This window comes from Rhizobium aethiopicum (assembly GCF_014197535.1).
Classification (GTDB): Bacteria; Pseudomonadota; Alphaproteobacteria; order Rhizobiales; family Rhizobiaceae; genus Rhizobium; species Rhizobium aethiopicum_A.
In genome coordinates this window covers 195,790-219,558 of the sequence record NZ_JACIFV010000007.1, presented here as the reverse complement: position 1 = coordinate 219,558, position 23,769 = coordinate 195,790, and the positions used below count along the sequence as shown (strand labels likewise).

General features: G+C 61.9%; 23 protein-coding genes. 6 read left to right on the top strand and 17 right to left on the bottom strand.

All coding sequences use genetic code 11. From position 1 onward, the window contains the following. Positions 1-7: 7 nt before the first annotated feature. From doeA to GGD53_RS12990, 9 genes are all read right to left on the bottom strand, one after another. Positions 8-1,189 carry an ectoine hydrolase DoeA gene (gene doeA / locus GGD53_RS13030; RefSeq protein ID WP_184456542.1) on the bottom strand — a complete coding sequence of 394 codons (1,182 nt, stop codon included), beginning with the start codon at positions 1,187-1,189 and terminating at the stop codon, positions 8-10. A 32-nt stretch (positions 1,190-1,221) separates the two neighbouring features. Next, on the bottom strand, positions 1,222-2,214 hold the full coding sequence (gene eutC, locus GGD53_RS13025) for an ectoine utilization protein EutC (RefSeq protein WP_184456540.1): 993 nt from the start codon (positions 2,212-2,214) through the stop codon (positions 1,222-1,224). Beyond that, complete coding sequence (gene eutB, locus GGD53_RS13020; RefSeq protein ID WP_184456538.1) at positions 2,211-3,212, bottom strand: hydroxyectoine utilization dehydratase EutB; 1,002 nt, start codon at positions 3,210-3,212, stop codon at positions 2,211-2,213. Before eutB ends, eutC begins: the two co-directional genes overlap by 4 nt. A 4-nt stretch (positions 3,213-3,216) precedes the next feature. Next, positions 3,217-3,996 carry an ectoine utilization protein EutA gene (gene eutA, locus GGD53_RS13015; RefSeq protein WP_184456536.1) on the bottom strand — a complete coding sequence of 260 codons (780 nt, stop codon included), beginning with the start codon at positions 3,994-3,996 and terminating at the stop codon, positions 3,217-3,219. Between the two features lies 1 nt (position 3,997). Further along, positions 3,998-4,657, bottom strand: coding sequence for an ectoine/hydroxyectoine ABC transporter permease subunit EhuD (ehuD, locus tag GGD53_RS13010; protein WP_184456534.1), 660 nt, complete (start codon positions 4,655-4,657; stop codon positions 3,998-4,000). 4 nt (positions 4,658-4,661) lie between these two features. Beyond that, positions 4,662-5,321 (bottom strand): ectoine/hydroxyectoine ABC transporter permease subunit EhuC, encoded by a 660-nt coding sequence (ehuC, locus tag GGD53_RS13005; protein ID WP_184456532.1) that lies wholly within the window; start codon positions 5,319-5,321, stop codon positions 4,662-4,664. A 77-nt stretch (positions 5,322-5,398) separates the two neighbouring features. After that, positions 5,399-6,247, bottom strand: coding sequence for an ectoine/hydroxyectoine ABC transporter substrate-binding protein EhuB (gene ehuB, locus GGD53_RS13000; RefSeq protein ID WP_184456530.1), 849 nt, complete (start codon positions 6,245-6,247; stop codon positions 5,399-5,401). 55 nt (positions 6,248-6,302) lie between these two features. After that, entirely contained in the window at positions 6,303-7,088 is a 786-nt protein-coding gene (ehuA, locus tag GGD53_RS12995; RefSeq protein ID WP_184456528.1) for an ectoine/hydroxyectoine ABC transporter ATP-binding protein EhuA, read from the bottom strand. Positions 7,089-7,210: 122 nt separating this feature from the next. Then, positions 7,211-8,596: a PLP-dependent aminotransferase family protein gene (locus GGD53_RS12990; protein ID WP_184456525.1), complete on the bottom strand. Its 1,386-nt coding sequence runs from the start codon at positions 8,594-8,596 to the stop codon at positions 7,211-7,213. Positions 8,597-8,697: 101 nt separating this feature from the next. Here GGD53_RS12990 and GGD53_RS12985 point away from each other — a divergent pair, with 101 nt between their 5' ends. The 5 genes from GGD53_RS12985 to GGD53_RS12965 all read left to right on the top strand — a co-directional run bounded on the left by GGD53_RS12985 (position 8,698) and on the right by GGD53_RS12965 (position 13,852). Beyond that, positions 8,698-9,195, top strand: a complete 498-nt coding sequence (locus GGD53_RS12985) for an Lrp/AsnC family transcriptional regulator (protein WP_184456523.1) — start codon at positions 8,698-8,700, stop codon at positions 9,193-9,195. Between the two features lie 121 nt (positions 9,196-9,316). Then, positions 9,317-10,810 (top strand): NAD-dependent succinate-semialdehyde dehydrogenase, encoded by a 1,494-nt coding sequence (locus tag GGD53_RS12980; protein ID WP_184456521.1) that lies wholly within the window; start codon positions 9,317-9,319, stop codon positions 10,808-10,810. A gap of 26 nt (positions 10,811-10,836) precedes the next feature. Then, positions 10,837-12,216 carry an aspartate aminotransferase family protein gene (locus GGD53_RS12975; protein WP_184456519.1) on the top strand — a complete coding sequence of 460 codons (1,380 nt, stop codon included), beginning with the start codon at positions 10,837-10,839 and terminating at the stop codon, positions 12,214-12,216. Positions 12,217-12,229: 13 nt separating this feature from the next. Beyond that, on the top strand, positions 12,230-13,303 hold the full coding sequence (locus tag GGD53_RS12970) for an alcohol dehydrogenase family protein (protein WP_184456517.1): 1,074 nt from the start codon (positions 12,230-12,232) through the stop codon (positions 13,301-13,303). 156 nt (positions 13,304-13,459) lie between these two features. Then, positions 13,460-13,852 carry a DUF4112 domain-containing protein gene (locus GGD53_RS12965; protein WP_184456515.1) on the top strand — a complete coding sequence of 131 codons (393 nt, stop codon included), beginning with the start codon at positions 13,460-13,462 and terminating at the stop codon, positions 13,850-13,852. 29 nt (positions 13,853-13,881) lie between these two features. On the opposite strand, the gene GGD53_RS12960 is transcribed toward GGD53_RS12965, so the two are convergent. From GGD53_RS12960 to GGD53_RS12935, 6 genes are all read right to left on the bottom strand, one after another. Continuing rightward, positions 13,882-14,919: a Gfo/Idh/MocA family protein gene (locus tag GGD53_RS12960; protein ID WP_184456513.1), complete on the bottom strand. Its 1,038-nt coding sequence runs from the start codon at positions 14,917-14,919 to the stop codon at positions 13,882-13,884. Positions 14,920-14,946: 27 nt separating this feature from the next. Continuing rightward, entirely contained in the window at positions 14,947-15,732 is a 786-nt protein-coding gene (locus GGD53_RS12955; protein WP_184456511.1) for a ThuA domain-containing protein, read from the bottom strand. Between the two features lie 61 nt (positions 15,733-15,793). Next, complete coding sequence (locus GGD53_RS12950) at positions 15,794-16,819, bottom strand: ABC transporter ATP-binding protein (protein ID WP_184456509.1); 1,026 nt, start codon at positions 16,817-16,819, stop codon at positions 15,794-15,796. A gap of 11 nt (positions 16,820-16,830) precedes the next feature. Further along, entirely contained in the window at positions 16,831-17,661 is an 831-nt protein-coding gene (locus GGD53_RS12945; protein WP_184456507.1) for a carbohydrate ABC transporter permease, read from the bottom strand. Further along, entirely contained in the window at positions 17,661-18,647 is a 987-nt protein-coding gene (locus tag GGD53_RS12940; protein WP_184456505.1) for a carbohydrate ABC transporter permease, read from the bottom strand. The genes GGD53_RS12945 and GGD53_RS12940 overlap by 1 nt, the downstream gene beginning before the upstream one ends. A gap of 69 nt (positions 18,648-18,716) precedes the next feature. Then, positions 18,717-19,979, bottom strand: coding sequence for an ABC transporter substrate-binding protein (locus GGD53_RS12935; RefSeq protein ID WP_184456503.1), 1,263 nt, complete (start codon positions 19,977-19,979; stop codon positions 18,717-18,719). 269 nt (positions 19,980-20,248) lie between these two features. Here GGD53_RS12935 and GGD53_RS12930 point away from each other — a divergent pair, with 269 nt between their 5' ends. Continuing rightward, the gene (locus tag GGD53_RS12930) at positions 20,249-21,262 is read left to right on the top strand and encodes a substrate-binding domain-containing protein (RefSeq protein WP_184456501.1); all 1,014 of its coding nucleotides are present in this window, start codon (positions 20,249-20,251) and stop codon (positions 21,260-21,262) included. A 45-nt stretch (positions 21,263-21,307) separates the two neighbouring features. Here GGD53_RS12930 and repC read toward each other — a convergent pair whose 3' ends face one another. Together repC and repB are read right to left on the bottom strand one after the other, a co-directional pair. Then, positions 21,308-22,612, bottom strand: coding sequence for a plasmid replication protein RepC (gene repC / locus GGD53_RS12925; RefSeq protein ID WP_184456499.1), 1,305 nt, complete (start codon positions 22,610-22,612; stop codon positions 21,308-21,310). 154 nt (positions 22,613-22,766) lie between these two features. Next, positions 22,767-23,768, bottom strand: coding sequence for a plasmid partitioning protein RepB (gene repB / locus GGD53_RS12920; protein WP_184456497.1), 1,002 nt, complete (start codon positions 23,766-23,768; stop codon positions 22,767-22,769). Position 23,769 lies beyond the last annotated feature (1 nt).

Genomic DNA, 23,769 nt, shown 5'->3' with positions numbered 1-23,769 from the left:
GACAGCCTCAATCCTTGACCATCAGCTTGCGCGGCACGTTGGCGAGGCATTCGACACCGCTCTCGGTGATGAGGATGCTCTCCGTCGTTTCGAAACCCATATCCTCGAGCCAGAGGCCGGTCATGAAATGGAAGGTCATGCCGGGCTTCAACTCGGTCCGATCGCCCGGCCGCAGGCTCATGGTGCGCTCGCCCCAATCCGGCGGATAGGAAAGCCCGATCGGGTAACCCGTGCGGTTGTCCTTGACGATTCCATATTTCTTCAGCACCGCGAAGAAGGCGTTGGCGATATCCTCGCAGCTATTGCCGGGTCTGGCGACAGCAAGACCGGCTTCCATGCCTTCCAACGTCGCTTTCTCGGCGTCGAGAAAGGCCTGCGTCGGCTTGCCGAGGAAGACGGTACGCGACAGCGGCAGATGGTAGCGGTTGTAGCAGCCGGCGATCTCAAAAAAGGTGCCCTCCCCCTTTTTCAACGGCCGATCGTCCCAGGTTAGATGCGGTGCGGATGCTTCGACGCCGGACGGCAGCAGCGGCACGATGGCCGGATAGTCGCCGCCGATGCCGTCGACACCGCGGGTGCCGGCGTCATAGATTTCCGCTACCAGATCGCACTTGCGCATGCCGACCTCGATCTTGTCGAAGATGCGGGCGTGCATGGCTTCCACGATCCGGGCCGCATTGCGCATGTACTTGATTTCGGTCTCGCTCTTGACCGCGCGCTGCCAGTTGACCAGCGCGGTTGCGTCGACGAAGCGCGCATTCGGCAGATGTCTCTGCAGCGCGGCGAAGGCGGCGGCAGAAAACCAGTAATTGTCCATCTCGACGCCGATCGTCAGCTTGGCGAAGCCGCGCTCCGTCAGGATGCCGGAGAGGTAATCCATTGGATGACGCTCGGTCGACTGCACGTAGTGATCGGGATAGCCGACGATATTGTCGTGCGCGAGATAGGCGGTGAGCTTAGCGCCGTTGGCGTCCTGACCGCGGCCGAACCAGATCGGCTCGCCTTGCGGCGGCACGATCACCGCCTGGTGCACGTAGAAGGACCAACCGTCATAACCGGTCAGCCAGGCCATGTTCGAGGGATCGCTGACAACAAGCAGGTCCACACCCTTCGCTTCCATGGCACGCCGTGTTTTTTCCAGCCGCGCGGCATATTCGCCGAGCGAGAACTTCAGATTGGGCTGGGTCATGTTTCTTCCCTTCTTTTCCGGCGCCGCGCCGGTCAGCTTTCGAACGTGGTTCCTGCCTTCATCGCGCCGGCGCGGGCGAAGGCGAGGGTGGCGATAGCGGTGTCCTGGATGCCGGTGCCGGTGAGGTCCGCAATGGTGATCTGGTCGCTGCTCGTCCTGCCTGGCGTCCGGCCGGAAACGATCCGGCCGAGTTCGGCGAAATCCGCATCGGCCGCGACCAGACCGGCTTCGATTGCGTGGTGCAGCTCGCCGAGGCGGCGCGTCTGTTTCAGGCTGTCGGCGACGTAGAGGCCGGCCCGGGCGATGGCCGCGGGATCGATTTCGTTTTTGTGCTCCGCATCCGACCCCATCGCCGTCAGATGCTGTCCGGATTCGAGCCACCCGGCTTCGACGATCGGTTTTTGCGCAGGCGTGGTGGTCACGATAATATCGGCACTGGAGATTGCCTCTCTCGGATCCGACGTAGCGATGACGGGAAATCCGAGTTCCCCGCTCAATTCGGCCGCTGCCTTCTGCGCCTTGGCGGCATCCCGCGCCCAGATCCTGGCCTCGGCGATAGGCCGCACCAGCGTCAGTGCTTCGAGCTGCAGCCGAGCCTGCATGCCAGCGCCGAAAATTGCGGCCACGCTGGAGTCTTGCCGTGACAGGTATTTCGCAGCGACGGCGCCGGCTGCCGCGGTGCGCACATCGGTAAGATAGCCATTGTCCAGAAGCAGCGCCTGCACCAGGCCGGTCCGGCAGGACAGCAGCACCATCATGCCATTGGTGCTCGGCAGGCCGATCGTTGGATTGTCGAAGAAACCGGGGCTGATCTTGATGGCGAAACCTTCAATGCCCGGTACATAGGCGGTCTTCACATCGACCTCCCCCCGATACTCCGGAATGTCGAGCCGCAAAATCGGCGGCATGGCGACCGCCTTCGTTGCAAGCGCCGCGAAAGCCTGCTCGATACAGGCGACCGCATCGCGATCGAGCACCACGATCTTGCGCAGTTCCGCTTCCGTCAGAATGATCATGCGGTTCATGGGCCATCCTCCTCGAATGCCGCACCCTCGCCGTTGATCACCCGGCGGTGCTGTTCCATGTCGACATTCCGCCCGGAAAGGATCGCAACGATCGGGCCGCCGGAGCTGATCTTTTCCGCCAGCAGCGCTGCTATTCCGACAACTCCCGCGCCCTCGACGATCTCGCGCTCGCAGGCATAGGCATGGCGCACGCCTGCGGCGATCTCCGCCTCCGTCAGCAGGACGACATCGTCGAGAAGCGCCTGGCACATGCTGAAAGTCACGCGATTGTCGAGGCCGATGCCGCCGCCGAGCGAGTCCGCGAGGCTTCTCACCTCCTCGACCTGCACCGGCCGTCCGGCATCGAGGCTCGCTTTCATCGCGGCGCCGCGTTCCATCGTCAGGCCGATCACTCTCGTTTTCGGATTGACGCCCTTGATCGCAGCGGCAACGCCCGCAGCAAGACCGCCGCCCGAGAGCGGCACCAGAACCGTGGCTGTCTGCGGCAATGCGTCGACGATCTCGAGCCCCAGCGTCCCCTGCCCGGCTACGACAGCCGGATGGTCAAAAGGCGGAACCATCACCAGCCCTTGCTCTCGCACCAACCGGTCCACCTCCTCCTGCGCCTCGTCCTGTGATCGACCGACGATGCGCACATCGGCGCCGAGACGGCGGATTTCGGAAACCTTGTTCTCCGGCACCAGCCGCGACATGCAGATCGTCGCGACTATGCCTTGTGCCTTCGCCGCATGGGCAAGTGCCCGGCCGTGATTTCCCGTCGAGGCGGCGACGACGCCGCGCACGCGCTCCGCCGGCGACAATGACGCCACCGCATTGGTCGCTCCACGAAGCTTGAAGCTACCCGTCGTCTGATGATGTTCGAGCTTCAGCCAAACCGGAACACCCGCGATCTCGCCGAGCGATGCCGACGACACGATCGGCGTTTCCACAACACGGCCGGCGATCCGATGCGCCGCCGCACGGATATCCTCCATCGAAATTGGCAGGACGCCCCTCATGCGCTCAGCCTTCCCCATAGGGTCTGGTCATCAACTGACCGAGCTCAGGCCGCGCCTGATCATCGCCACAGAGCCGCAGACAGGCCCAGGCGGTGGCGAGATTGCTGGTCACCACCGGCTTGCCGGTCGCCGCTTCGATGCGGGCGGCGACCTGTGCGGCGCGCACGGCAGTGCAGGAAATGAATAGTGCGTCGGATTGCGGCGCCAGCGCCTGGTTCGCGAAGGCTGCAATCTCGTCCGGCGCAATCCGTGCCATCTGGCGATCGTCGCTGAGGCCGAGGCAGGTAAAGCGGTCGATCGCAAAACCGAGTCGGCTGAAATAATCCGCCATCGGCCGGCTGGTTTCGACCGTATAAGGCGTCAGCACGGAAATCCGCCTGGCGCCGCACGCCTTCAGGGCTTTGACAGCAGCCGCCGTTGGCGTCACCACCGAAGCACCCGGCTTGGCCGCCTGGATCGCTTCCTCGACCTTGCGGTCACCGATGACGACCGAGGCGGAGGTGCAGGAATACATGACGGCATCCAGCGTCTCGCCCGGCAGAATGAGCCCTGCGCCTTGCGTCAGCGAAGGCTGCATCTTCAGAAGATTTTCCGGTGTCACCGGATTGGCGTAGTGGATGCGGCTGACATAGACGCCGATACGGTCGCTGGCGACCATCCGCCGGAAGTCGACTTCCGTCGTGTGGTCGGTCGCCAGGATGACGAGGCCGATGCGCTTTTCCAGCGGCCGGTCGTCCAGCCGTGGCAGTCGGCCGGCGGGAATGATCTCGATCGATGTCGTCATGTCAGTCATCCACCCTGGCATAGCGCTCCTCGAGCCAGCGCAATCCGAGAACCGAAATCAAGCTGATGACGAGGAAAAAGACGCCGACGAGCGTCATGGGTTCAATATAGCGATAGTTGCTATTGGCGATGCTTTTGGCCTGGTTCATCAATTCCAGCACGGTGATCGCCGACAGCAGCGGCGTTTCCTTGAACATGGCGATGAAGTAATTGGCGAGCGCCGGGATCATCGGCGGGATCGCCTGCGGCAAGATCACGTGGATCCAGGCCTGGCGCGTCGTCAGATTGGTGGCCTTGGCCGCCTCCCATTGTCCGCGCGAAACGTTCTCGATGCCGGCGCGATAGACCTCGGCCGTATAGGTCGCATAGTGAATGCCCATGCCGATGACGCCGGCGGTGAGCGGCGACAGCCGGATGCCGATATCCGGCAGGACGTAGAAGATGAAGTAGAGCTGCACCAGCAGCGGCGTACCGCGGATGAATTCCGAGACGAAGCCGACAGTTGTGGAAATGGCGGCGACAGGTGACCGCCGCGCGATGGCAAGCGCGAGGCCTGCGACCATGGCGACAGCAGCGCCGAGGATGGTCGCGAGAATGGTGATCTTGAACCCTTCGAGAAGGGTCGGCATGATCTGCCAGACGAAATCCCAATCCCATTCCATATGATCAGGTCCTCATGCCGTCGAGGCCGCGTGTCATCCGTCGCTCCAACAGGCGCATCGCCGCCGAGATGGCGGAGGCCATGAGGAAATAGAGGATGAGGATCGTTGCGAAGGGCACCAGCGTATTGCCGGTCTGCGCCCGCACCACTTGCGCCTGAAAGGTCATGTCGGTCAGCGAGATCAGCGACACGACGGCCGTGCCCTTCAAAAGCTCGATCGCATTGTTGCAGAAGGTCGGCAGCATCAGCGGCAACGCCTGCGGCAGTATGACGTGGCGCATGCGCTGGTATCGCGACAGATTGAGCGCGATGCAGGCTTCGGATTGTTCGCGCCCGACCGCCTTGACGGCGCCACGCACCACCTCCGCCCCATAGGCGCCGACATTCAGACCGAGCGCCAGCACGCCCGCCTGCAGCGGCGTCAGCGTCAATCCCGCGAAGGGCAGGACGAAATAGACCCAGAAGAGCTGGACGAAGATCGAGGTGCCGCGAAAGAATTCGATATAGGCGGTCGCCAGAGCCCGGAGGGCAAAGAAACGCGACAGGCGGGCGAGACCGGCCAGGAAGGCCATGACGAGCGCCAGCGCCGAGCCCATGATCGTCAGCTCGAGCGTCACCAGGGCGCCTTGAAGGATCAGTGTCAGATAGCCGGACCAGACCGACATCGGCAGCTCACTTCTCTGGAGATGGTGCGAAGGGCAAACCGGCCATGGCGGGAGCATGGCCGGCTGCTTACGTCAGGTTACTTGGCGGCGGCGCAGAGCTTTTCGCGGCTCGTCGACATCGCCGCCTTGGCCGAGAAGCCATAGGGTTCGATGATCTTGGCGAATTCGCCCGATTCCTTCAGCTTCTTCAGCTCGACGTCGAAGGCGTCGCGAAGCGCAACGTCCTGCTTGCGGAAGGCGGCGCCGTCGCAATAGACCGGCGCATTGACGACGGGGGCGACGGTTTCGAGGTTCGGATCGTTCGCCTTGGTCAACAGGTCGTGGATCGACAGGACCGGCAGCGAATAGACGTCGATGCGGCCGTCCTGAAGCATCTTGATGCCGCTCTGCCCGTCCGGAACCACGATGACGCGGTCACGCGGCACGCCGGCTTCCAGCGCCAGCTTCTCTTCCGTGCCGCCGCCCGGCGCGCCGATCTTGGCGTTCGGGTTGTCGGCGATATCCTTGTAGCTGGTCAGCTTCAGCGGGTTGCCCTTCTTCAGAGCAAAGGCTTCAGCGTCGCACAGGATCGGTTCGGAATAGGCGACGGCATTGCAGCGTTCGGGCTTCATGAAGAGGCCCGCCGTAATTGCATCGTGTCGGCCGGCCTGCAGGCCGGGAATCATCGCGCCGTACTCGGAGATCGAGGCGACCACTTCCTTGACGCCGAGCTTCTCGAAGATCACCCGCGCCACATCGGGCGCAGCACCCGAGACCTTGCCGTCGGCGCCGACCGCCGTGAACGGCGGCTCGTTGGCGATGGCGATACGGGCAAAGCCCTGCTCCTTCAGCTGTTCGAGCTTGTCATCGCCGGCGCAAGCCTGGCCGGCTGCTGTCATCAGCAGGGCCGACAGGCCGATGGCGCTCAAAAAATATCCTGTTTTCATCGTTCCCAACTCCTCTGGCTTTCCTTGCGCTTTATTTTGCGGGCAATGTCGGATCTCAGACGCGGTGCCCTGCCGCGATGACCTTGCGCAGGAAGGTCTGCGTCCTCTCCTGCGTCGGATTGCGAAAAATGTCGCCGGGCTTGCCTTCCTCGACGATCCTGCCGCGATCGAAGAACAGAACGCGGTCGGCAAAGTCATGGGCAAAACCCATCTCGTGGGTGACGAGCAGCATCGTCATGTCGGTCTCGGAGGCGAGTCGGCGCATGACGTTCAGCACCTCCTCGACCAGCTCCGGATCGAGCGCCGAGGTCACCTCGTCGAACAGCATGATCTTCGGCGACAGCGCCAGCGCCCGGGCGATGGCAACTCGCTGCTTCTGCCCGCCCGAAAGCTGCGCCGGGACGCTTTTAGCCTTATCGGCCAAGCCGACCATGTCGAGTAATTCCATAGCCCGCTTTTCGGCTTCGCGCCGCTTGACGCCCTTGGTCAGCATCGGCGCCAGCGTCACATTATCGAGCACACATTTGTGCGGGAACAGGTTGAAGTGCTGGAAGACCATGCCGATCTTCTCGCGCATGCGATGCAGATGCCGTTCATCGGCCGCCACCAGCCCGTTGCCGTTCGGCATATGATAGAGCTGCTCGCCATCGACCTCGATATGGCCGCCGCCGATCGTCTCGAGCGTCATCAGGATGCGCAGGATCGTCGTCTTGCCGGAGCCGGACGGCCCGATCAGCGCCAGCTTCTCACCCGGCATGACATTCATCGACAGGCCGTCCAGCACGGTCAGCGGGCCGTATTTCTTGACGATGTTGTCGATGCGGATGATAGGCGCAGGCATTCATGTCTCTCCTTGTTGAGACAAGCAATGACCTAACGATGACGGCGCTCGAAAATCATGTCAATTCGTAAAATAATATCATGACAATTATTCTGCGCCTGCCCGCAAATGAGGCGCCGGCCTCAAATCGCGAGCAGCAGCTCTTCGGGATTTCCCTGTGCCAGTGAGGCAACGATCCCCAGTCCCGTCCGCAGCTCGCCTTCCGTCGTCGAGCCGAGCGAGATGCGCACCGCCGGCGTCCACCCGTGATCGCCGGTGCGGAAGGATTTGCCCGGCGCGATCGCCACGCCGCGCAGCCTTGCCTGCGACACGAAACCATCCTCCGTATGGCTGCCGGAAAGCGGCAGCCAGACGTGCAGGCTTTGCGGGTGCGTTCGATAGGACAGGCCGGCCAGCATCTCCGCCGCGATCGCATGGCGTCCGACAAGGGCGCGGCGCTGCCAGTTGACGAGTTCCATCGCCGTGCCGTCGCTGACCCAGCGCGTGGCGATTTCGGCCATCGCCGGCGTCGCCATCCAGCTGGAGACCAGATGCCGGTTGGCAACGGCGGCGACATAGCGGTCGGGCGCAACGAGATAGCCGATCCTGAGACCCGGAACGGTGATCTTCGTGAAGCTCGTGACGTAAAGCGTCCGCTCCGGCGCGAAGGCGGCCATCGGCGGCGCGCGGTCCTCGATCATCGGCCCGAGAATGTCGTTTTCGATGATCGCTATGTCATGCTTGGCGGCCACGGCGGCGAGCGCCTGCCGGCGCTCTGCGCTCATCAGCGCCGCCATCGGATTGATCACCGACGGCTGAAGGAAGATCGCCCGGATCGGCCCCGTCCGGCAGGCCTCGTCCAGCGCTTCGGGAATCATGCCCTCCTCGTCGATCGCCAGCCCCTCGAGATGCAGGCCGAGATAGGTGGAGAGAGGCACCAGCGTATGATGGCTGATCGCCTCGGTCGCAATGGTCGAACCGGGCGGGGCGACGCTCATCAGCGCCACGGTCATGCCCGATGTCGCGCCATTCGTCAGGCTGATGTTCAGCGGCGATACGTCGAGGCCGCAGCGCGCCAGCCATTCCGTGGCAACGACGCGATGGCGGGGAAAGACCATGTTCGGCCGGAACGACAGGGCCGAGCTCGACGGCAGATTTTCGGAGAGCCAGCCAAAGGCCTGGCGCAGCCTTTCCAGATGAATCTGCTCGCAGACCGGTTTGAGGATAGAGAGATCGATGACCTCGCCCAGCCGTTCCGGCAGATAAGGCGGTTCCGGCTCGCGCGGCCGCGTCTGCACGAAGCTGCCGCGTCCGATCTCGCCTGATATCAGCCCGCGGCGGCTCAGCTCGTCATAGGCGCGGCTCACCGTCTGCACGGAAAGATGCAGATCGTCGGCCAGCTTGCGATGCGGCGGCAATTGCATGCCGTCGGCGAGCTTGCGGTCGGTGATCGCATTGGCGATCTGCTCGGCGAGCGAGAGATAGGCGGGCCGGCGGAGTTGCGAGGGATCAGGGCGCCAATTTGTCATGATTTCAACACTGCTGAAAATCAGTTCAATTGACAATGGCAAAATGCGCTTCCATTGTCTTTTCACCGCGTTTGAAATGATTTCTTGCTAAAGAAAGCGCCATGAAGCTCGACGCCATCGACTTGCGCATCCTCGACGCCGTCCAGCACGACGGCCGCATCACCAAGCTGGCGCTCGCCGAAAAGGCAGGGCTGTCGCCGACGCCGTGCTGGATGCGGCTGCGCAAGCTCGAAAAGGCGGGGATCATTACCGGCTACCACGCCCGGATCGCACCGCGGCGCATAGCGCCGGTGGCCAGCGTGATGATGGAGGTGACGCTCGCCAATCATCGCCAGGCCGATTTCGAGCGTTTCGAGCGCGCCGTTGCCGCAACCCCCGAGATCGTCGCCTGCTGGTCGGTCGGCGGCGGCGTCGACTATATCCTGAAAATCATGGCAGCCGATATCGACGCCTATCAGCGGCTGGTCGACGGTCTTCTCGACCGCGAACTCGGCATCGATCGCTACTTCACCTACATTGTCACCAAGACCGTGAAGGAGGAAACGGTCCTTCCGGTCTCTTCCCTCGCCGCCTCCGGCGAGGAGCAGAGCGCCTCGTAGACAATCTCTCTAGCAGGCGGCCGCCCTTTAGACCGTCTGTCTCTTTCCGCCTTCGGCAAAGGACAATCTCTCGTCCGCTCTTGTGCAAGACTTGCGTCAACCCGCAACGAGGAGATTGGACATGCCCGCCGTGTTTGCCCGCCCCGACTATCATGATGCGCTGTCACGGCTTGCCGACCGTCACCTCCTGCGCGATCTCGCCTATATCGGTGGCCGGTGGATTGCCGGGGCGGGCAAGAGTTTCGCCGTGACCGATCCGGCCTCTTCGGCAACACTGGCCTGGGTTGCGAGCCTGGGTGCGGAGGAGACGGCGATGGCGATCGATGCGGCGTCGCGCGCCTTTGCCGCGTGGCGCGCGATGCTGCCGCAGCAGCGCGCAGCGATCCTGCGCAAATGGCATGAGCTGATGCTCGCGGCCAGAGAGGACCTGGCGCTGATCATGACGCTGGAACAGGGCAAGCCGCTTGCCGAAGCGCGTGGTGAGATCGACTACGCCGCCTCCTTCATCGAGTGGTATGCCGAAGAAGGCAAGCGGCTAAACGCCGAAAGCGTCACCAGCCATCTGCCAGGGGCGGAAATGATCGTCCGGCGCGAGCCGCTTGGGGTCGTCGGCGTGGTCACGCCCTGGAATTTCCCTTCCGCCATGCTCACCCGCAAAGCGACCGCAGCCCTTGCCGCCGGCTGCACGATCGTCGCCCACCCCTCCTCGGAAACGCCGCTTTCTGCCCTTGCGCTTGCCGAGCTCGGCGAAAGGGCCGGCATTCCCGCCGGCGTCTTCAACGTAGTCACCGGCCATGCCGCAACGATCGTCGGACGGATGTGCAGCGATAGCCGCCTGCGCGCCATGAGCTTCACCGGTTCGACCGAGGTTGGCCGCCTGATCGCCGCCCAGTGCGCGCCGACCATGAAGCGGCTGGTAATGGAACTCGGCGGGCACGCGCCGCTGATTGTCTTCGACGATGCCGATGTCGCGAAAGCCGTCGAGATTGCCGTCGACGCCAAGTTTGCCACGTCAGGCCAGGATTGCCTTGCTGTCAACCGCATCTTCGTCCAGCGACGCATCGCCGATGCTTTCGCCAAGGCTTTTGCCGCACGGATCACTGCACTGAAGGTCGGCGCAGGCATCGAGGCTGAAAGCGAACTCGGGCCGCTGATACATGAACGCGCCGTCGTCAAGGTCGAGGACCACGTCGCCGACGCCTTGGAGCGGGGCGCCCGTCTTGCTGCCGGCGGCAGCCGCCATAGAGCCGGCCCACTCTTCTATCAGCCGACGCTTTTGACGGATGTGCCGGCGGATGCGCTGATCATGCGCGCGGAGACTTTCGGGCCTGTGGCCGCACTTGTCACTTTCGATACGGAGGAAGAGGTCGTCGCCCGTGCCAACGACACCGAATATGGCCTGGTCGCCTATGTCGTCACCGAGAATGGCGCCCGCCAGATGCGCCTCGGCCGCGCGCTGGAATACGGCATGGTGGCGATCAATCGCGTGAAGATCACCGGCGGTCCGATCCCCTTCGGCGGCTGGAAACAGTCCGGCCTCGGCCGGGAAGGCTCCCGCCACGGGCTCGAGGCTTTCACCGAGCTCAAATATCTCTGCATCGACACCGCCGCCTGAGCGCCCATTTCAAGAGAGGATAGGACATGCTCGAGAAAAGCAACGAACTCACCGCCTGGGACCGCGACCACTTCTTTCATCCCTCAACCCATATGGGCATGCATGCGCGCGGCGAGACGCCGACGCGCGTCGTCGCCGGGGGCGAAGGTGTCTACATCACCGACACCAGCGGCCGCAAAAGCCTCGATGCCTTTGCCGGGCTTTATTGCGTCAATGTCGGCTACGGCCGCCAGGAGATCGCCGACGCCATCGCCGAACAGGCGAAAGGCCTTGCCTACTACCACGCCTATGTCGGCCACGGCACAGAAGCATCGATTACGCTTGCGAAAATGATTATCGACCGCGCACCCGCGGGCATGAGCCGCGTCTATTTCGGCCTTTCCGGCTCGGATGCCAACGAGACCAACATCAAGCTGATCTGGTATTACAACAACATTCTCGGCCGGCCGGAAAAGAAGAAGATCATCTCACGCTGGCGCGGCTATCACGGCTCCGGCGTCATGACCGGCAGCCTCACCGGTCTTGCGCTTTTTCACAATGCCTTCGATCTGCCGCGCGCCCCGATCCTCCACACCGAAGCGCCCTATTATTTCCGCCGGGCCGACCGGTCGATGAGCGAGGAGCAATTCTCGCAATATTGCGCCGACAAACTGGAGGAGATGATCGTTGCCGAGGGGCCCGACACCATCGCTGCCTTCATCGGCGAACCGATCCTCGGCACCGGCGGCATCGTCCCGCCCCCCCAGGGCTATTGGCAGAAGATCCAGGCCGTGCTCGACAAATACGATATCCTGCTGGTCGCCGACGAGGTCGTCACCGGCTTCGGCCGTCTCGGCACGATGTTCGGCTCAGATCACTATGGTATGAAGCCGGACCTGATCACCATCGCCAAGGGCCTGACCTCGGCCTATGCTCCGCTTTCCGGCTCGATCGTTTCGACCAAGATGTGGCAGGTCCTGGTGCAGGGCTCCGATCAGCTCGGCGCCATTGGCCATGGCTGGACCTATTCCGCCCATCCGATCTGCGCTGCCGCAGGCATCGCCAATCTGGAATTAATCGACGAACTCGGCATCGTCGCCAATGCCGGCACGACCGGCAGCTATTTCCGGTCGCAGTTGCAAGAAGCGGTTGGCGGCCATCGGAATGTCGGTGAAGTCCGCGGCGACGGTCTGATGGCCGCGGTCGAATTCGTCGAGGACAGAGACGACCGCCGGTTCTTCAATCCCGGCCGCAAGGTCGGTCCGCAGGTCGCATCCGCTCTTCTCGAACGCGGCGTCATCGGCCGCGCCATGCCGCAGGGCGACATTCTCGGCTTCGCTCCGCCGCTCTGCCTCACCCGCGAAGAAGCAGACGTGGTCGTCAAGGCGGCTGCAGACGCGATTGAAAGTGTTTTCAAAACCATCTGAGGAGAAGAGCCGCATGACGATCCCGGAAAAGATGGCGGCGGTGTTCCTCACCGGCCATGGCGGGCTGGAAAAGCTCATCTATGCCACGGATGTGCCTGTCCCGACGCCGACGGAGGGCGAGGTGCTGATCCGTGTTGCCGCCTGCGGCATGAACAATACCGACGTCTGGGTGCGCGAAGGCGCCTACGGCACAGAGGATGATCCCTCCGCCCTCTCCACCTGGCGCAGGCAGGGCAACACGCTGACATTCCCGCGCATCCAGGGCACCGATACCGTCGGTCATATCGTCGGCGTCGGCGCGGGCGTTGATCCGAGACGCATCGGCGAACGCGTCATGGTCGACTTCTCGATCTATAATCGCGACGACGACAGTCTTGCCGACATCGATTACATCGGCCACGGGCGCGATGGCGGCTACGCCGAATATATGGTGCTGCCTGGCGAGAACGCCCATGTCGTCGCGACCGATATGACCGATGTCGAGCTCGCCACCTTCTGCTGCGCCTATCTGACCGGCGAACGGATGCTGGAACGGGCAAGGCTTGTCGCCGGCGAGCGCGTTCTCGTCACCGGCGCTTCGGGCGGCGTCGGTTCAGCGATCATCCAGCTCGCTCGCGCCCGCGGCGCCATCCCGATCGCGGTCGCGGGACTCGGCAAGGAGGCGGCGATGATCGATATCGGCGCCGAAGCGGTCGTGACCCGCGGCAAGGGGGATCTTGTCCAAGCCGTCCATTCCGCAAGCGGTGGCCAGCCGATCGACCTGGTCGCAGACCTCGTGGGCGGACCGTTGTTCAACGATCTCCTGAAGGTCTTGCGCCCGGAAGCCCGCTATACCACGGCCGGCGCCATCGCCGGCCCCGTCGTGCAGCTCGATCTGCGCACTCTGTATCTGAAGCAACTCGAGATGCATGGATCGAGCCAGGGGAGCCGCGCCGATTTCCGTAGGCTCATCGGCTATATAGAAAGCCGTAAAATCCGGCCTCTTGTCGGCGGCGTCTATCCGCTGTCGGATTTCCACCGGGCACAGACCGAATTCATGGCGAAGAATTTTGTCGGCAAACTGGTCGTCGTTCCCGACGCGAGATGATCTCCGGCGCGCCGCACGAACCTTATCGGGCTTGCGGCGTTCCACCGCCATGGACAACGCTTTCGATCACATCGAATACTCGCAGCTTCGGACAATCGAAGGCGTCCCTGCCTTCGTGATGGAGGCGCAGCGTTCCATCGCTCGGCCGGGTCGCTGATGCCAACTTCCCATGCTATGAGATACCCCACCGCCGCCGAACTCGGCAGAATCCGCCGCGCCGCCGCAATCGCTCGGCTCATGGACACCGCAGTCAGATTGCCTTTCGGCGTACGGATCGGCGCAGATTCGGTTCTCGGCCTTATCCCGGCCGTCGGCGACGTTGCCGGTTCCCTCATCGGTCTTTTCATCATCGACGAAGCAAGGCGTCTCGGCCTTCCCACCCACAAGCTCGCCCGCATGGCGGTCAATCTCGGCGTCGACGCCGCCTGCGGCACGGTTCCGCTGATCGGCGATCTCTTCGACGTCTATTTCAAGTCTCACCGCCGGAACGTCGGCATCATCCTCGAGCATTTCGGCATCAGCGAAGACGAGCTGAACCGGCGCATTTGACGAGTTCGACCGCCCTCCGAAGAACCTGTCTAAAGCTCGGTCAGGGCGCCGGCCGTCTTGACTGCGTGATCAAGAACAAATTGCAGCTTGGCGGCATGGCCGAAACCCGGCTCATCCGGCTTCCCTTTTTGCACGGCGTTTGCAAATCGCTGGAAATTGGTGATCACCGGTTCGACCTCGATCTTGCGCCAGATCGCCTTGTCGGCATCGGCGCCTTCACAGGCCCTGAGGGTCGAACCTTCAGGCGTATGCACCACCTCCAGCGCTCCCTTGTCTCCATGCAGGCGCAGGCGCAATTCGTTCAGATGGCCGGTTGCCCAGCGCGTCGCATGGATGACGCCAGCCGCGCCGTTTTCGAGTTCGGCCATCATCAGGAAGCTGTCATTTGCATCGAGCTCGTATTCCCCGATCCGGTTCCCGGGGCTCTTGTCGAAAACCTTAAGATGCGATGCCGCCGCCTTGACATCGCTTCCGGCGGCAAAAACCGCGAAGTCGAGAATGTGGATACCGACATCGCCCAGCACGCCATTGGAGCCGTGCTTCGTCGACAGGCGCCAAAGCCATTGCGATTCTTTGGTCCAATCGCCCCAGGCCTTCGAAACCAACCAGCTCTGCAGATATGAGGCTTCGAAGTGACGGATCGCGCCGAGACGGCCGTCCAGCACCATTTTTCGCGCTGCTTGCAGCGGCGCCACGTTGCGATAGGTAAGGTTTACCATCGTGACCTTGCCGGATGCCGCCGCGGCGTCGGCCATCTCCTTGGCCTCGCGGTAGTTGACGGCCAGGGGCTTCTCGCAGAGCACATGCTTGCCGGCGCCGAGTATCTTCATTGTCGTGGAATAATGCGCGCGATCCGGCGTCACATTGGTCACAGCGTCAAACTCCCCCCACGCAAGGGCGTCATCGAGCGATGTGAAGGTAAGCGGAATGCCATGCCTGAGCGCGAAGGCCCGCAGCCGGACCTCGTCCGTATCGACGGCGGCAACAATCTTGACGCCGGTGATTTCCGAAAAATTCATGGCATGGGTATTTGCCCATCCTCCGGTTCCGAGAATGATCAAGCGCATGTTTGTCCTCATGGTCGTTTATCGAATTCAGCGGTAACCGGCTTCGCCGGCCTGGTGCAGTTTCGGGCCGCGCTCGACGATCGGCTCCGGTGCCTTCTCTACCGGCACATTTGGAGCGTCGGTAATGCCAGTCAACGCGCCTTCAGGGTTGTAGGCCCACTTGACGCCGTTGATCAGCACCTTCTGAACGGTGGCGTCGTGATAGGTCGGATAGGTCTCATGGCCCGGGCGGAAATAGAAGATGTTGCCGGCGCCGCGGCGCCAGGTCAGGCCCGAGCGGAACACTTCCCCGCCCTGGAACCAGGAGATGAATACCGTTTCGAGCGGCTCCGGCACCGAGAACTGCTCGCCATACATTTCCTCGTTCTCAAGCTCGAAGTACTCGCCGATGCCGGCGGCGATCGGATGGCGCGGGTTGATCGTCCACAGCCGCTCGCGCTCGCCCGCCTCGCGCCATTTCAGCGCGCAGGGCGTGCCCATCAGCCGCTTGAAGATCTTCGAGAAATGGCCGGAATGTAAGACGAGAAGGCCCATGCCTTCCCAGACGCGCTTGGCGACGCGCTCGACGACGACGTCTGACACCGCGCCGTGATCCTTGTGGCCCCACCAGGTTAAGACATCGGTCTCGGCAAGCCGGACTTCGCTCAGCCCGTGCTCCGGGTCCTGCAGCGTCGCCGTGGTGGCGGATATGGCGGGATCGCTATTCAGCGCATTGGCGATCGTCGTGTGCATGCCCTCGGGGTAAATGCCCCGGACGATCGAATTGGTATTCTCGTGGATATTTTCACCCCACACAATGGTACGTATGGTCACGTCTTTTTCTCCTTGTAGTTGAAGCGGATCGAGCCTGGGAAGGACATTGATGCCTGAAAGATCAGGCAGCCCGCATGGATTCACGTTCGAGCGCCCGGCCCGACTGGTCGAAACGGTGGATGTGACCGGCAAGTGGCGTGAGGCCAAGCGTCTGGCCCGGCTCATGACGAGAGACGCCGGCCTCTCGCATGACAAGCGGCTCATCCGCTCCGATGTCCAGATAGACGAAGCTATCGGAACCGAGGATTTCGGAATGGATGACCGTGCCGCTCCAAACCGGCGACTCGGCCGTGATGAGCACATGCTCGGCGCGCACACCGATCGTATGGCTGTCATAGGCCTGTGCCAGCCCGCCCGATAGGAAGTTCATTTTCGGCGAACCGATGAAGCCCGCGACAAAGACCGAGTTCGGGCTTTCGTAAAGTTCCAGCGGCGTGCCGATCTGCTCGACGACGCCGTCTCTCAACACGCAGATCCGATCGGCCAGCGTCATGGCCTCGACCTGATCATGCGTCACATAGATCATCGTCGTACCGTGCATGCTGCGATGAAGCTTGGCGATCTCAAGCCTTGTCGCGACTCGAAGCGCCGCATCGAGATTGGACAGCGGCTCGTCGAAGAGAAAGACCTTGGGATCGCGTACGATCGCCCGGCCGATGGCGACACGCTGACGCTGTCCGCCGGAAAGCTGTCGCGGCAAGCGGTCCAGGTAGGGTGAAAGCTGCAGCATACCGGCGGCCCGTTCGACGCGCTGGCGGCATTCGTCTCTGCTGCTCCCGGAAAGCTTCATGCCGAACGCCATGTTGTCGAAGACCGTCATATGCGGGTAGAGCGCGTAGGACTGGAAGACCATGGCGATCCCTCTCTTTGACGGCGCGTGCCGGTTTACCGTCTCATTGTCGAAAGCGAGGGTTCCCGAGGTGATGTCCTCGAGCCCGGAGATAAGCCGCAGCAGCGTGGACTTGCCGCATCCGGACGGCCCGACGAACACCATGAACTCGCCCCTGCGGATCTCCATCGTCACGCCCTTGATCACCTCGAAAGCGCCGAAGCTCTTGCGGATATCCTCCAGTCGGATCTCTGCCATGTCCTACTCCCTCAACCCTTGACGCCGCCGGCGGTCAGCCCCGAAATGATCCGGCGCTGGAATATCAAAACAAGCACGACAACCGGGACGGTGACGATCACCGAAGCCGCCATGATGTTGCCCCATGGGATTTCGAACGCGCTGTTGCCCGAAAGCAGGGCGATGGCGACCGGCACCGTCCGCTGCGTATCGGACGATGTGAACGTCAGCGCGAAAAGAAACTCGTTCCAGGCGGCGATGAAGGCGAGCAGCCCGGTCGTCACCAGCGCCGGCCACATCAGCGGCATGAACACCTGGGTGACGATGACCCATGGCGAGGCGCCGTCGACGATCGCCGCCTCCTCGATCTCGATCGGCAATTCCCGCATGAAGGTCGTCAGCACCCAGACGGTGAAGGGCAGCGTGAAGATTACGTAGGAAAAGATCAGCGCGAAGGGCGTGTTGAAGATGCCGATCCATCGGATGAGTTCGAAGAGACCGGCGAGAACGGCAATCTGCGGAAACATCGACACCGACAGGATGGTCAGCATCAACAGTGCCCGTCCGCGGAAGTGAACCCGGGCCAAAGCGAACGAAGCGGTGATCGAGAGCAGCAGCGATGCTGAAACCACGACGCAGGCGATCATCGCGGAATTCGCAAGGCTGCGAACGAAACTGCCCTGCCCCATCACGGAAGCATAGTTGCCGAAGGAGATCGAGGTCGGCCAATAATCAACTTCGAAAAGCGCAGTACCGGTCTTCAGGCTGGTGAGGATCGCATAGTAGAACGGGAAAACCGCAACGATGACGATGATCGTAACGAGCAGGTAGAAGAGCGTGTTCTTGGTGATCGAAAGCAACATCAGCGTTCCTCCCCGCCGAGCTTGACGCGACCGAGCCAGATATAGAAGACGGTGACGGAGGCGATGATGAGGAAAAGCACCGTCGAGGCGGTGGCGCCATAGGCGAACTTATCGAAGTCGAACAGGTTCTCACGCGCCATGACCGACATGGTCTTCGTCTGCGCATTGTTGGGCGTCAGAACATAGATCAAATCGAAGATGCGCATCGCATCCAGCATCCGGAAGATCACGGCAACCATGATGGCAGGGCGGATCAGCGGCAGCGTCAGACGCCAGAAGACCTTGATCGGGTTGACGCCGTCGATCTTGGCCGCTTCATAGATATCCCCCGGCACCATCTGCAGCCCGGCAAGGATCAGAAGCGCCATGAAGGGCGTCGTCTTCCAGACGTCGACGATCAGCACGGCGATCATCGCCGTTTCGGGATTGGCGGTCCAGGCAATCTTTTCGCTGACCAGGCCGAAGCCGAGCAAGATATCATTGAGAATGCCGAACTGGTCGTTGAGCATCCAGGCCCACATCTTGGCCGAAACGATGGTCGGGATCGCCCAAGGGATGAGGATTGCGGCGCGAACGATTCCTCGCCCGACGAATTGCGCGTTCAGCACCAGCGCAACGATCAAGCCGAGCACAGTCTCGATCGCCACCGAAAGGAGAGTGAATTTGGCCGTGTTCCAGACGGCATTCCACCAGACCGGATCGGCAAGCAGCCCGCGATAGACAGTCTTTCCGCTCTTCAGCGTCACCCACGACAGATAATTGGCAAAGCCGACGAATTGCGCATTGCCAAGATCGTTGAGTGACGCATTCGTAAAGCTAAAATAGATCGTTCTGAAGAGCGGCCAGCCAGCGACGATTGCCAGCATCAACAGCGTCGGCGCCAGAAACATCCAGGCCGATCGAACGCGCTCGGATCGCAGCTCCGTAGAGGCGCTGAGACGGGACGCCCTTGGTGCAACTGCTTGTGGAGCTACGATTTCAGTCATGAAAGCCTATCCCCTGTTAAGCCCATCCGGAGGATGGACCGACGACCTCTCAGTCGCCGGTCCCGATACTCACCAGGCGTCGCCCTTGAGGGTCGTCAGCTCGGCCTCGAGGAGCTCGAGATTCTCGGCGGCCGAGCCGCTGCCGGACAGCGTATTGTGCACTGCCGTCCAGAACTTCGAGGACACTTCGTTGTACTTCACCTTGGCTGTCGCCGAAGGACGCGGCACCGCATCCTGGAAAATGGGTTTCCAGTTCGGCATGAAGGGCTGTGCTGCGGCAACATCCTTGTCGTCATAAAGGTCGGTCAGCGTCGGCAGATTGGAGAGCTCGATGGCGCGAGCCTTCTGAACGTCCTCCGACGCCAGGAATTTGACGAGCGCGATGGCTGCCTCCTGCTTCCCCGAATATTTTGACACCGCCAGGTTCCAGCCGCCGAGTGTCGAGGATGGCTTGTCGCCGGCGGCCGCAACCGGCAGCGTCATCACGTCGAACTTGCCCTTCACGGCGCTGTCGGCGCCGTTGCCGAGGGAATAGGCATATGGCCAGTTGCGCATGAAGACAGCGTTGCCGGTCTGCCAGACACCGCGGGATTCTTCTTCCTGATAGGCGAGCACGCCGGGCGGCGAAATCGTACCGATCCATCCCTTGGCGCGTTCAAGCGCTGCTGCCGCCTTCTCATTGTTGATCGAGATCGTCCCGTCCGGCTCGACGATCTGGCCGCCGCCCGACGACTTCACCCATTCGAGCGCGTTGCAGGTCAGCCCCTCATAGGAATTGCCCTGGAAGACGTAACCCCAGACATCCTTCTGGCCGGCCTGACGTTCCTTGTCCTGTACCTCCTTGGCGGTTGCGGCCATCTCGTCCCAGGTCTTCGGCGGCTGCTTGCCATATTTCTCGAGCAGGTCCTTCCGATAAAACAGCGCCGGAGCATCGGTAAACAACGGCAGCGCCACGAGCCGGCCGTTAACAGTCTGCGAGGCGATGATCGACGGGAAGAACTGGCCGGCCACGTCCTTGGTGGCCTCCTTGAGATCGATGAACTGATCGGCGAGCTGCGGTGCCCAGATGACATCGGTCTGATAGACGTCGATGTCCTTGTTTCCCGCAGCAAGCCACAAGCGATATTGCGAGAACTGTTCGCTGCTCGACGATGGCATGGTGACGAGCTTCACCTGATTGCCGGTCGCCTTCTCGAAAATCGCGAGCTGCTTGTTCAGGAATTCGACGTTTTTCCCGGTGGTGTTCGCGGCAAACGAAATTTCTGCGGCGTGGATGGGGTCAGCCGCGAGAGCAAGTCCAAGCGCGGACAAGGCCAGAGCAAACTTTTTCATAATCTCCTCCCAGAAATTGAAATCGATTTGGCAAACGGAACATTGCAGAAGGCTTTGATTACGTCAAGACACCAAAACTAGCTTCTGGTGGTTGCATTTGTATGATAATAATAGCCATGCTGCGCGGATAGGAGCGTATATTCGGCATCCGTAGCCGGCATTTCAACGCGACATAATTGAAATCGTTTTCAATTTGAACTGAATCGGCACTTGCCCGTTGCGCATCATCAACGCATCGTCCATTGATTTCCCGGACAAAGAAGACATCGATGAAACTTCGTGAATTTGCAAAGCAGCTTGGGCTTTCTCCGACAACGGTCAGCCGCGCACTTAGCGGCTATCCGGAGGTGAGCGAAGCCACGCGCGCCCGGGTTGCCAGCGAAGCAATGCGGCTTGGCTATCGCCCCGATATCAATGCCGTGCGCCTGAAGACCGGAAGAGCCGGAGCGATCGGCGTCATGATGGGGCGTTCAGGAGAAATTCATTTTGCCGAATTCGTGTCGGGGATGGCGCAGCGCCTGGAAACGACCGATACGGATATTCTCATCACACCTATTACCGCGCATAATGACGACGACGAGATCCAGGCGTACCGGCGCCTGGTCGAAAGCCGCCGGGTAGACGCCGTGATCATTCATTCGCCACGCCCCAGAGACCCGCGGATCGAAATGCTGAACAGCCTCGGCGTGCCTTTTTTGGTCCACGGCCGCTCGGAGACCGAGCACGTTCATGCCTGGCTCGATATCGACAATGAAAATGCCGTGCGCAGAGTGACCGAACACCTGCTCGATCTCGGGCACCGGCGCATTGCGATGATCAATGGCCTGCGGGGCAAGACCTATTCGATCCATCGCGAACAGGGTTTTCGGATCGCCCATCAGGAGCGTGGGCTCACCGCGGATCCCAGCCTGATGGTTTGCGATAAATTCTCCGACGAGAGCGGCTTTCGCCACGCCCGCTCTTTTCTGGAGAGCGCCAATGCCCCGACCGCCATCGTTGCCGGTTCCACCATGACAGCGCTTGGTGTCTACCGTGCCGTCCGTTCGCTTGGGATGACGGTCGGACAGGATGTTTCCGTCATCGCCCATGACGACGTCTTCCCCTATCTGACGGCCGAGAACATGGTCCCATCGCTGTCGACCACGCGGTCCTCCATGCGTGCCGCCGGCACACGCTGCGCCGAGCTGACACTACAGCTTATCGCTGGCCGCCCCGCAGACGAGATCCACGAATTGTGGCCAGTCGAGCTGATCCTGCGGGAGAGTACCGCGCCGCCGCGCTGATGAGAGCAACCGCTCGATGGCCGAGTGTGTAGCAACTGAAGTTCATCAGCCGACATCGCGCCGCACTCCACCATTCGCCCGCACCAGGGCCATCAGCATCGGGCCGATCGCAAATTCGCCTCTCTCGGTCCTTCGGGTGAGATCGCGGAGATAACCGCCGGGCGAATTGATATGCCCGCCCCTTTCCAGAATGCAGGCGATCACCGTCGCGGCGTTTTCCGGCCCCATGCCGGCGCAGGCTTCCTCATAGGCCGAGGGGCTGACGCCGAGCATCGAGCGGACGACGACGGCAGCCGACATCAGGTCGCGCCAATTGCCGATCGTTCCACCCGGCCCATAATCGAGGATTTGCGGGCAGGCATGAAGAACCAAACCAAGCGGGAAGGATTTCAGCGTATGTCCCGCCGCCGGTTCAGGCGCGCCGGATTTCCTGCCGCTCATTGCGCCGGCCGATGCCGGATGTTTCAATCTTTGCTCGTCCTGCGGTCCGGCGAGCGGGTCGTTATCGGTCGCCGGCTTCGCGCCCTGCTTCGTTTCGAAGCCTGGTTCAAATTCAGATGTGGAGTTGGGGTTTGAATTCTGTTTGTGGCGCTCAGTTTGAGACTCATTGGCGTCTAGTTTTTTTAATTTTATATGTCTTTCCAGCAGGTTGACGGCTTCATCGCGCAGCAGCCCCATCTCGTCGAGCAGTAAAGCCAGTTCCTCGGCCCCTGCGACGCGCGGAATCCTGCGAATAAGATCGCGAAACATCAGCGACATCTGCTCCCAGTCGCCAGGCACAGCTTCCTCGATCGCTGCTGCGATCAGCTTCGAGATATCCCGCCGGCACACGGTGAGGCGCTCCCTGGTCGCCCGGATGAGTTCTCGGTCGGCAACCACCTCGGCGGCCAGGTTTTCGATTTCGACCGCGCGCGCCAGAAGCGGAGCGACGCTGAAGCCGAAAGCCTCGCCGATCTCCCCTTCCCGGTCGCGGCGCGCATAACGCTTTCCGTTCGGGCTGTCTTTGCGCAGGATCAGGCCGGCCTCAACCAGCACGGCAAGATGGCGCCTCAGCGTTGCCGGCGTCATTCCGCGAGCGCGAAGCGAAAGCTGCGCGTTCGAGGGAAAGACGATCAGGCCGTTTTCCTCGGAAATTTCGTCATTGGGGTAGAAGGTCAGAAGCGCATCGAGCACCGTCAGCGCCCGATCGGTCACGCCGAGTGCCGGCCGCGCTTCGCAGATCGCCCTGAACAATTTCCACTTGCTGCGTCTTATCCCAGGCTCGATGCTCTCGGCCAGTTGCTGGCTTGCCAGCATGCCGAGCGACATCGGCCGCCGCCCAAAGGGCGTCGTCACATATCCACTCTCCATTTGCCTTCACCTTCGTTCAGGCAAAAGAAAACAGTCCACCACTTTGGTGCCTAAGACGCTTGACTGTGATTCGTGGAAATGCGATTCTCGATGTGCTTAAGATCTGAGAAGGGCTTCCACGACGGCGTCGTTGGGGGCCTTTTTCTTTTGCGCGCTACGCTCCTCTGTACTTGTTGAACTCCTGGAACAGGCCCTGCAGCCGTTCCTGGACGAATTGATCGAAACCGGGGGCGCTCTTGCCGTCGAAGACAAAGGTGGCGCCGGACGCTGTTTTCTTGACGGTCACCGGCACGCCGCTGACCTCGGATTTGACGACCGCCGGCTTTGGTGCCGCGACCTTCTTCGTTGCCAGAACGAATGCCCGGTGAAACCGCTCGTCACTCGGCATCTTGCGTGCGTCGTCCGCGGACAACTCCGCGATGATCCTGTCGACGTCGGCGCTTTCCAGCCGTTCGCCCAGTTCCAGCCATCGCCGCCGGCCGATGTCAGGCGCTGCCCCGATGGCGTTGATGAGATCAAGGGGCACCTGCCGTATCACGATCAGCATTCTCGACAGCGCCGCCTTGTCGACGCTCAGCGCCGCCATGATGACGTCACGGCCAAAACCGCGTTCTTCCAGCCGCGACGCGAAGAGCGCGCGCTCGATATAGGAGAGATTGGTGCGAGCGCTGTTTTCCTGTCCCTGGCTAACGACCAGCTGGCCGTCGGTCAGATCGCGGACGACAGCGCGGACCCTGATGCCGATCTCTCTCGTGGCCGCCAGGCGGCGATGGCCATAGGCGACCTGATAGCGGCCTTTGGTTTCCGGATGCGGACGCACGAGGATTGGGACCTGCTGCCCATGCTCGCGGATCTGCTCGACCAGCTCGGCGAGTTCAGCCGCGTCGATCGCCAGACGGTCGCTGACGAAAGATCCGTCGATCAGCCCGGGATCAAGCTCGACGATCATCTGGCCGGCGGCAAGCTGCCGTTCCAGTTCGCTGGCGCGTTCCATCTTTTCGGTGATGTTGCCGAGCGTCTTGGTGATACCGCCGACTGGCCCGCCACTGCGCTCCTGCGGCACGAAACCGGCTATCGGACGATTATCGCGCGGCGCGACCGCTTCCGCCCTTGCCGGGCTCGGTGCGGAAAATTCGATGAGGTTCTTGCGCGCCATC

What these genes read in the sequence shown, in the direction of transcription:
- repC (WP_184456499.1), bottom strand. Translation starts at nt 22,612, where the DNA reads ATGGAGAGTGGATATGTGACGACGCCCTTTGGGCGGCGGCCGATGTCG.
- GGD53_RS12940 (WP_184456505.1), bottom strand. Translation starts at nt 18,647, where the DNA reads ATGACTGAAATCGTAGCTCCACAAGCAGTTGCACCAAGGGCGTCCCGT.
- ehuA (WP_184456528.1), bottom strand. Translation starts at nt 7,088, where the DNA reads ATGCCTGCGCCTATCATCCGCATCGACAACATCGTCAAGAAATACGGC.
- GGD53_RS12935 (WP_184456503.1), bottom strand. Translation starts at nt 19,979, where the DNA reads ATGAAAAAGTTTGCTCTGGCCTTGTCCGCGCTTGGACTTGCTCTCGCG.
- repB (WP_184456497.1), bottom strand. Translation starts at nt 23,768, where the DNA reads ATGGCGCGCAAGAACCTCATCGAATTTTCCGCACCGAGCCCGGCAAGG.
- eutC (WP_184456540.1), bottom strand. Translation starts at nt 2,214, where the DNA reads ATGAACCGCATGATCATTCTGACGGAAGCGGAACTGCGCAAGATCGTG.
- GGD53_RS12960 (WP_184456513.1), bottom strand. Translation starts at nt 14,919, where the DNA reads ATGCGCTTGATCATTCTCGGAACCGGAGGATGGGCAAATACCCATGCC.
- ehuB (WP_184456530.1), bottom strand. Translation starts at nt 6,247, where the DNA reads ATGAAAACAGGATATTTTTTGAGCGCCATCGGCCTGTCGGCCCTGCTG.
- doeA (WP_184456542.1), bottom strand. Translation starts at nt 1,189, where the DNA reads ATGACCCAGCCCAATCTGAAGTTCTCGCTCGGCGAATATGCCGCGCGG.
- ehuC (WP_184456532.1), bottom strand. Translation starts at nt 5,321, where the DNA reads ATGTCGGTCTGGTCCGGCTATCTGACACTGATCCTTCAAGGCGCCCTG.
- eutA (WP_184456536.1), bottom strand. Translation starts at nt 3,996, where the DNA reads ATGACGACATCGATCGAGATCATTCCCGCCGGCCGACTGCCACGGCTG.
- GGD53_RS12980 (WP_184456521.1), top strand. Translation starts at nt 9,317, where the DNA reads ATGCCCGCCGTGTTTGCCCGCCCCGACTATCATGATGCGCTGTCACGG.
- GGD53_RS12950 (WP_184456509.1), bottom strand. Translation starts at nt 16,819, where the DNA reads ATGGCAGAGATCCGACTGGAGGATATCCGCAAGAGCTTCGGCGCTTTC.
- GGD53_RS12985 (WP_184456523.1), top strand. Translation starts at nt 8,698, where the DNA reads ATGAAGCTCGACGCCATCGACTTGCGCATCCTCGACGCCGTCCAGCAC.
- ehuD (WP_184456534.1), bottom strand. Translation starts at nt 4,657, where the DNA reads ATGGAATGGGATTGGGATTTCGTCTGGCAGATCATGCCGACCCTTCTC.
- eutB (WP_184456538.1), bottom strand. Translation starts at nt 3,212, where the DNA reads ATGAGGGGCGTCCTGCCAATTTCGATGGAGGATATCCGTGCGGCGGCG.
- GGD53_RS12970 (WP_184456517.1), top strand. Translation starts at nt 12,230, where the DNA reads ATGACGATCCCGGAAAAGATGGCGGCGGTGTTCCTCACCGGCCATGGC.
- GGD53_RS12930 (WP_184456501.1), top strand. Translation starts at nt 20,249, where the DNA reads ATGAAACTTCGTGAATTTGCAAAGCAGCTTGGGCTTTCTCCGACAACG.
- GGD53_RS12945 (WP_184456507.1), bottom strand. Translation starts at nt 17,661, where the DNA reads ATGTTGCTTTCGATCACCAAGAACACGCTCTTCTACCTGCTCGTTACG.
- GGD53_RS12975 (WP_184456519.1), top strand. Translation starts at nt 10,837, where the DNA reads ATGCTCGAGAAAAGCAACGAACTCACCGCCTGGGACCGCGACCACTTC.
- GGD53_RS12965 (WP_184456515.1), top strand. Translation starts at nt 13,460, where the DNA reads ATGCCAACTTCCCATGCTATGAGATACCCCACCGCCGCCGAACTCGGC.
- GGD53_RS12990 (WP_184456525.1), bottom strand. Translation starts at nt 8,596, where the DNA reads ATGACAAATTGGCGCCCTGATCCCTCGCAACTCCGCCGGCCCGCCTAT.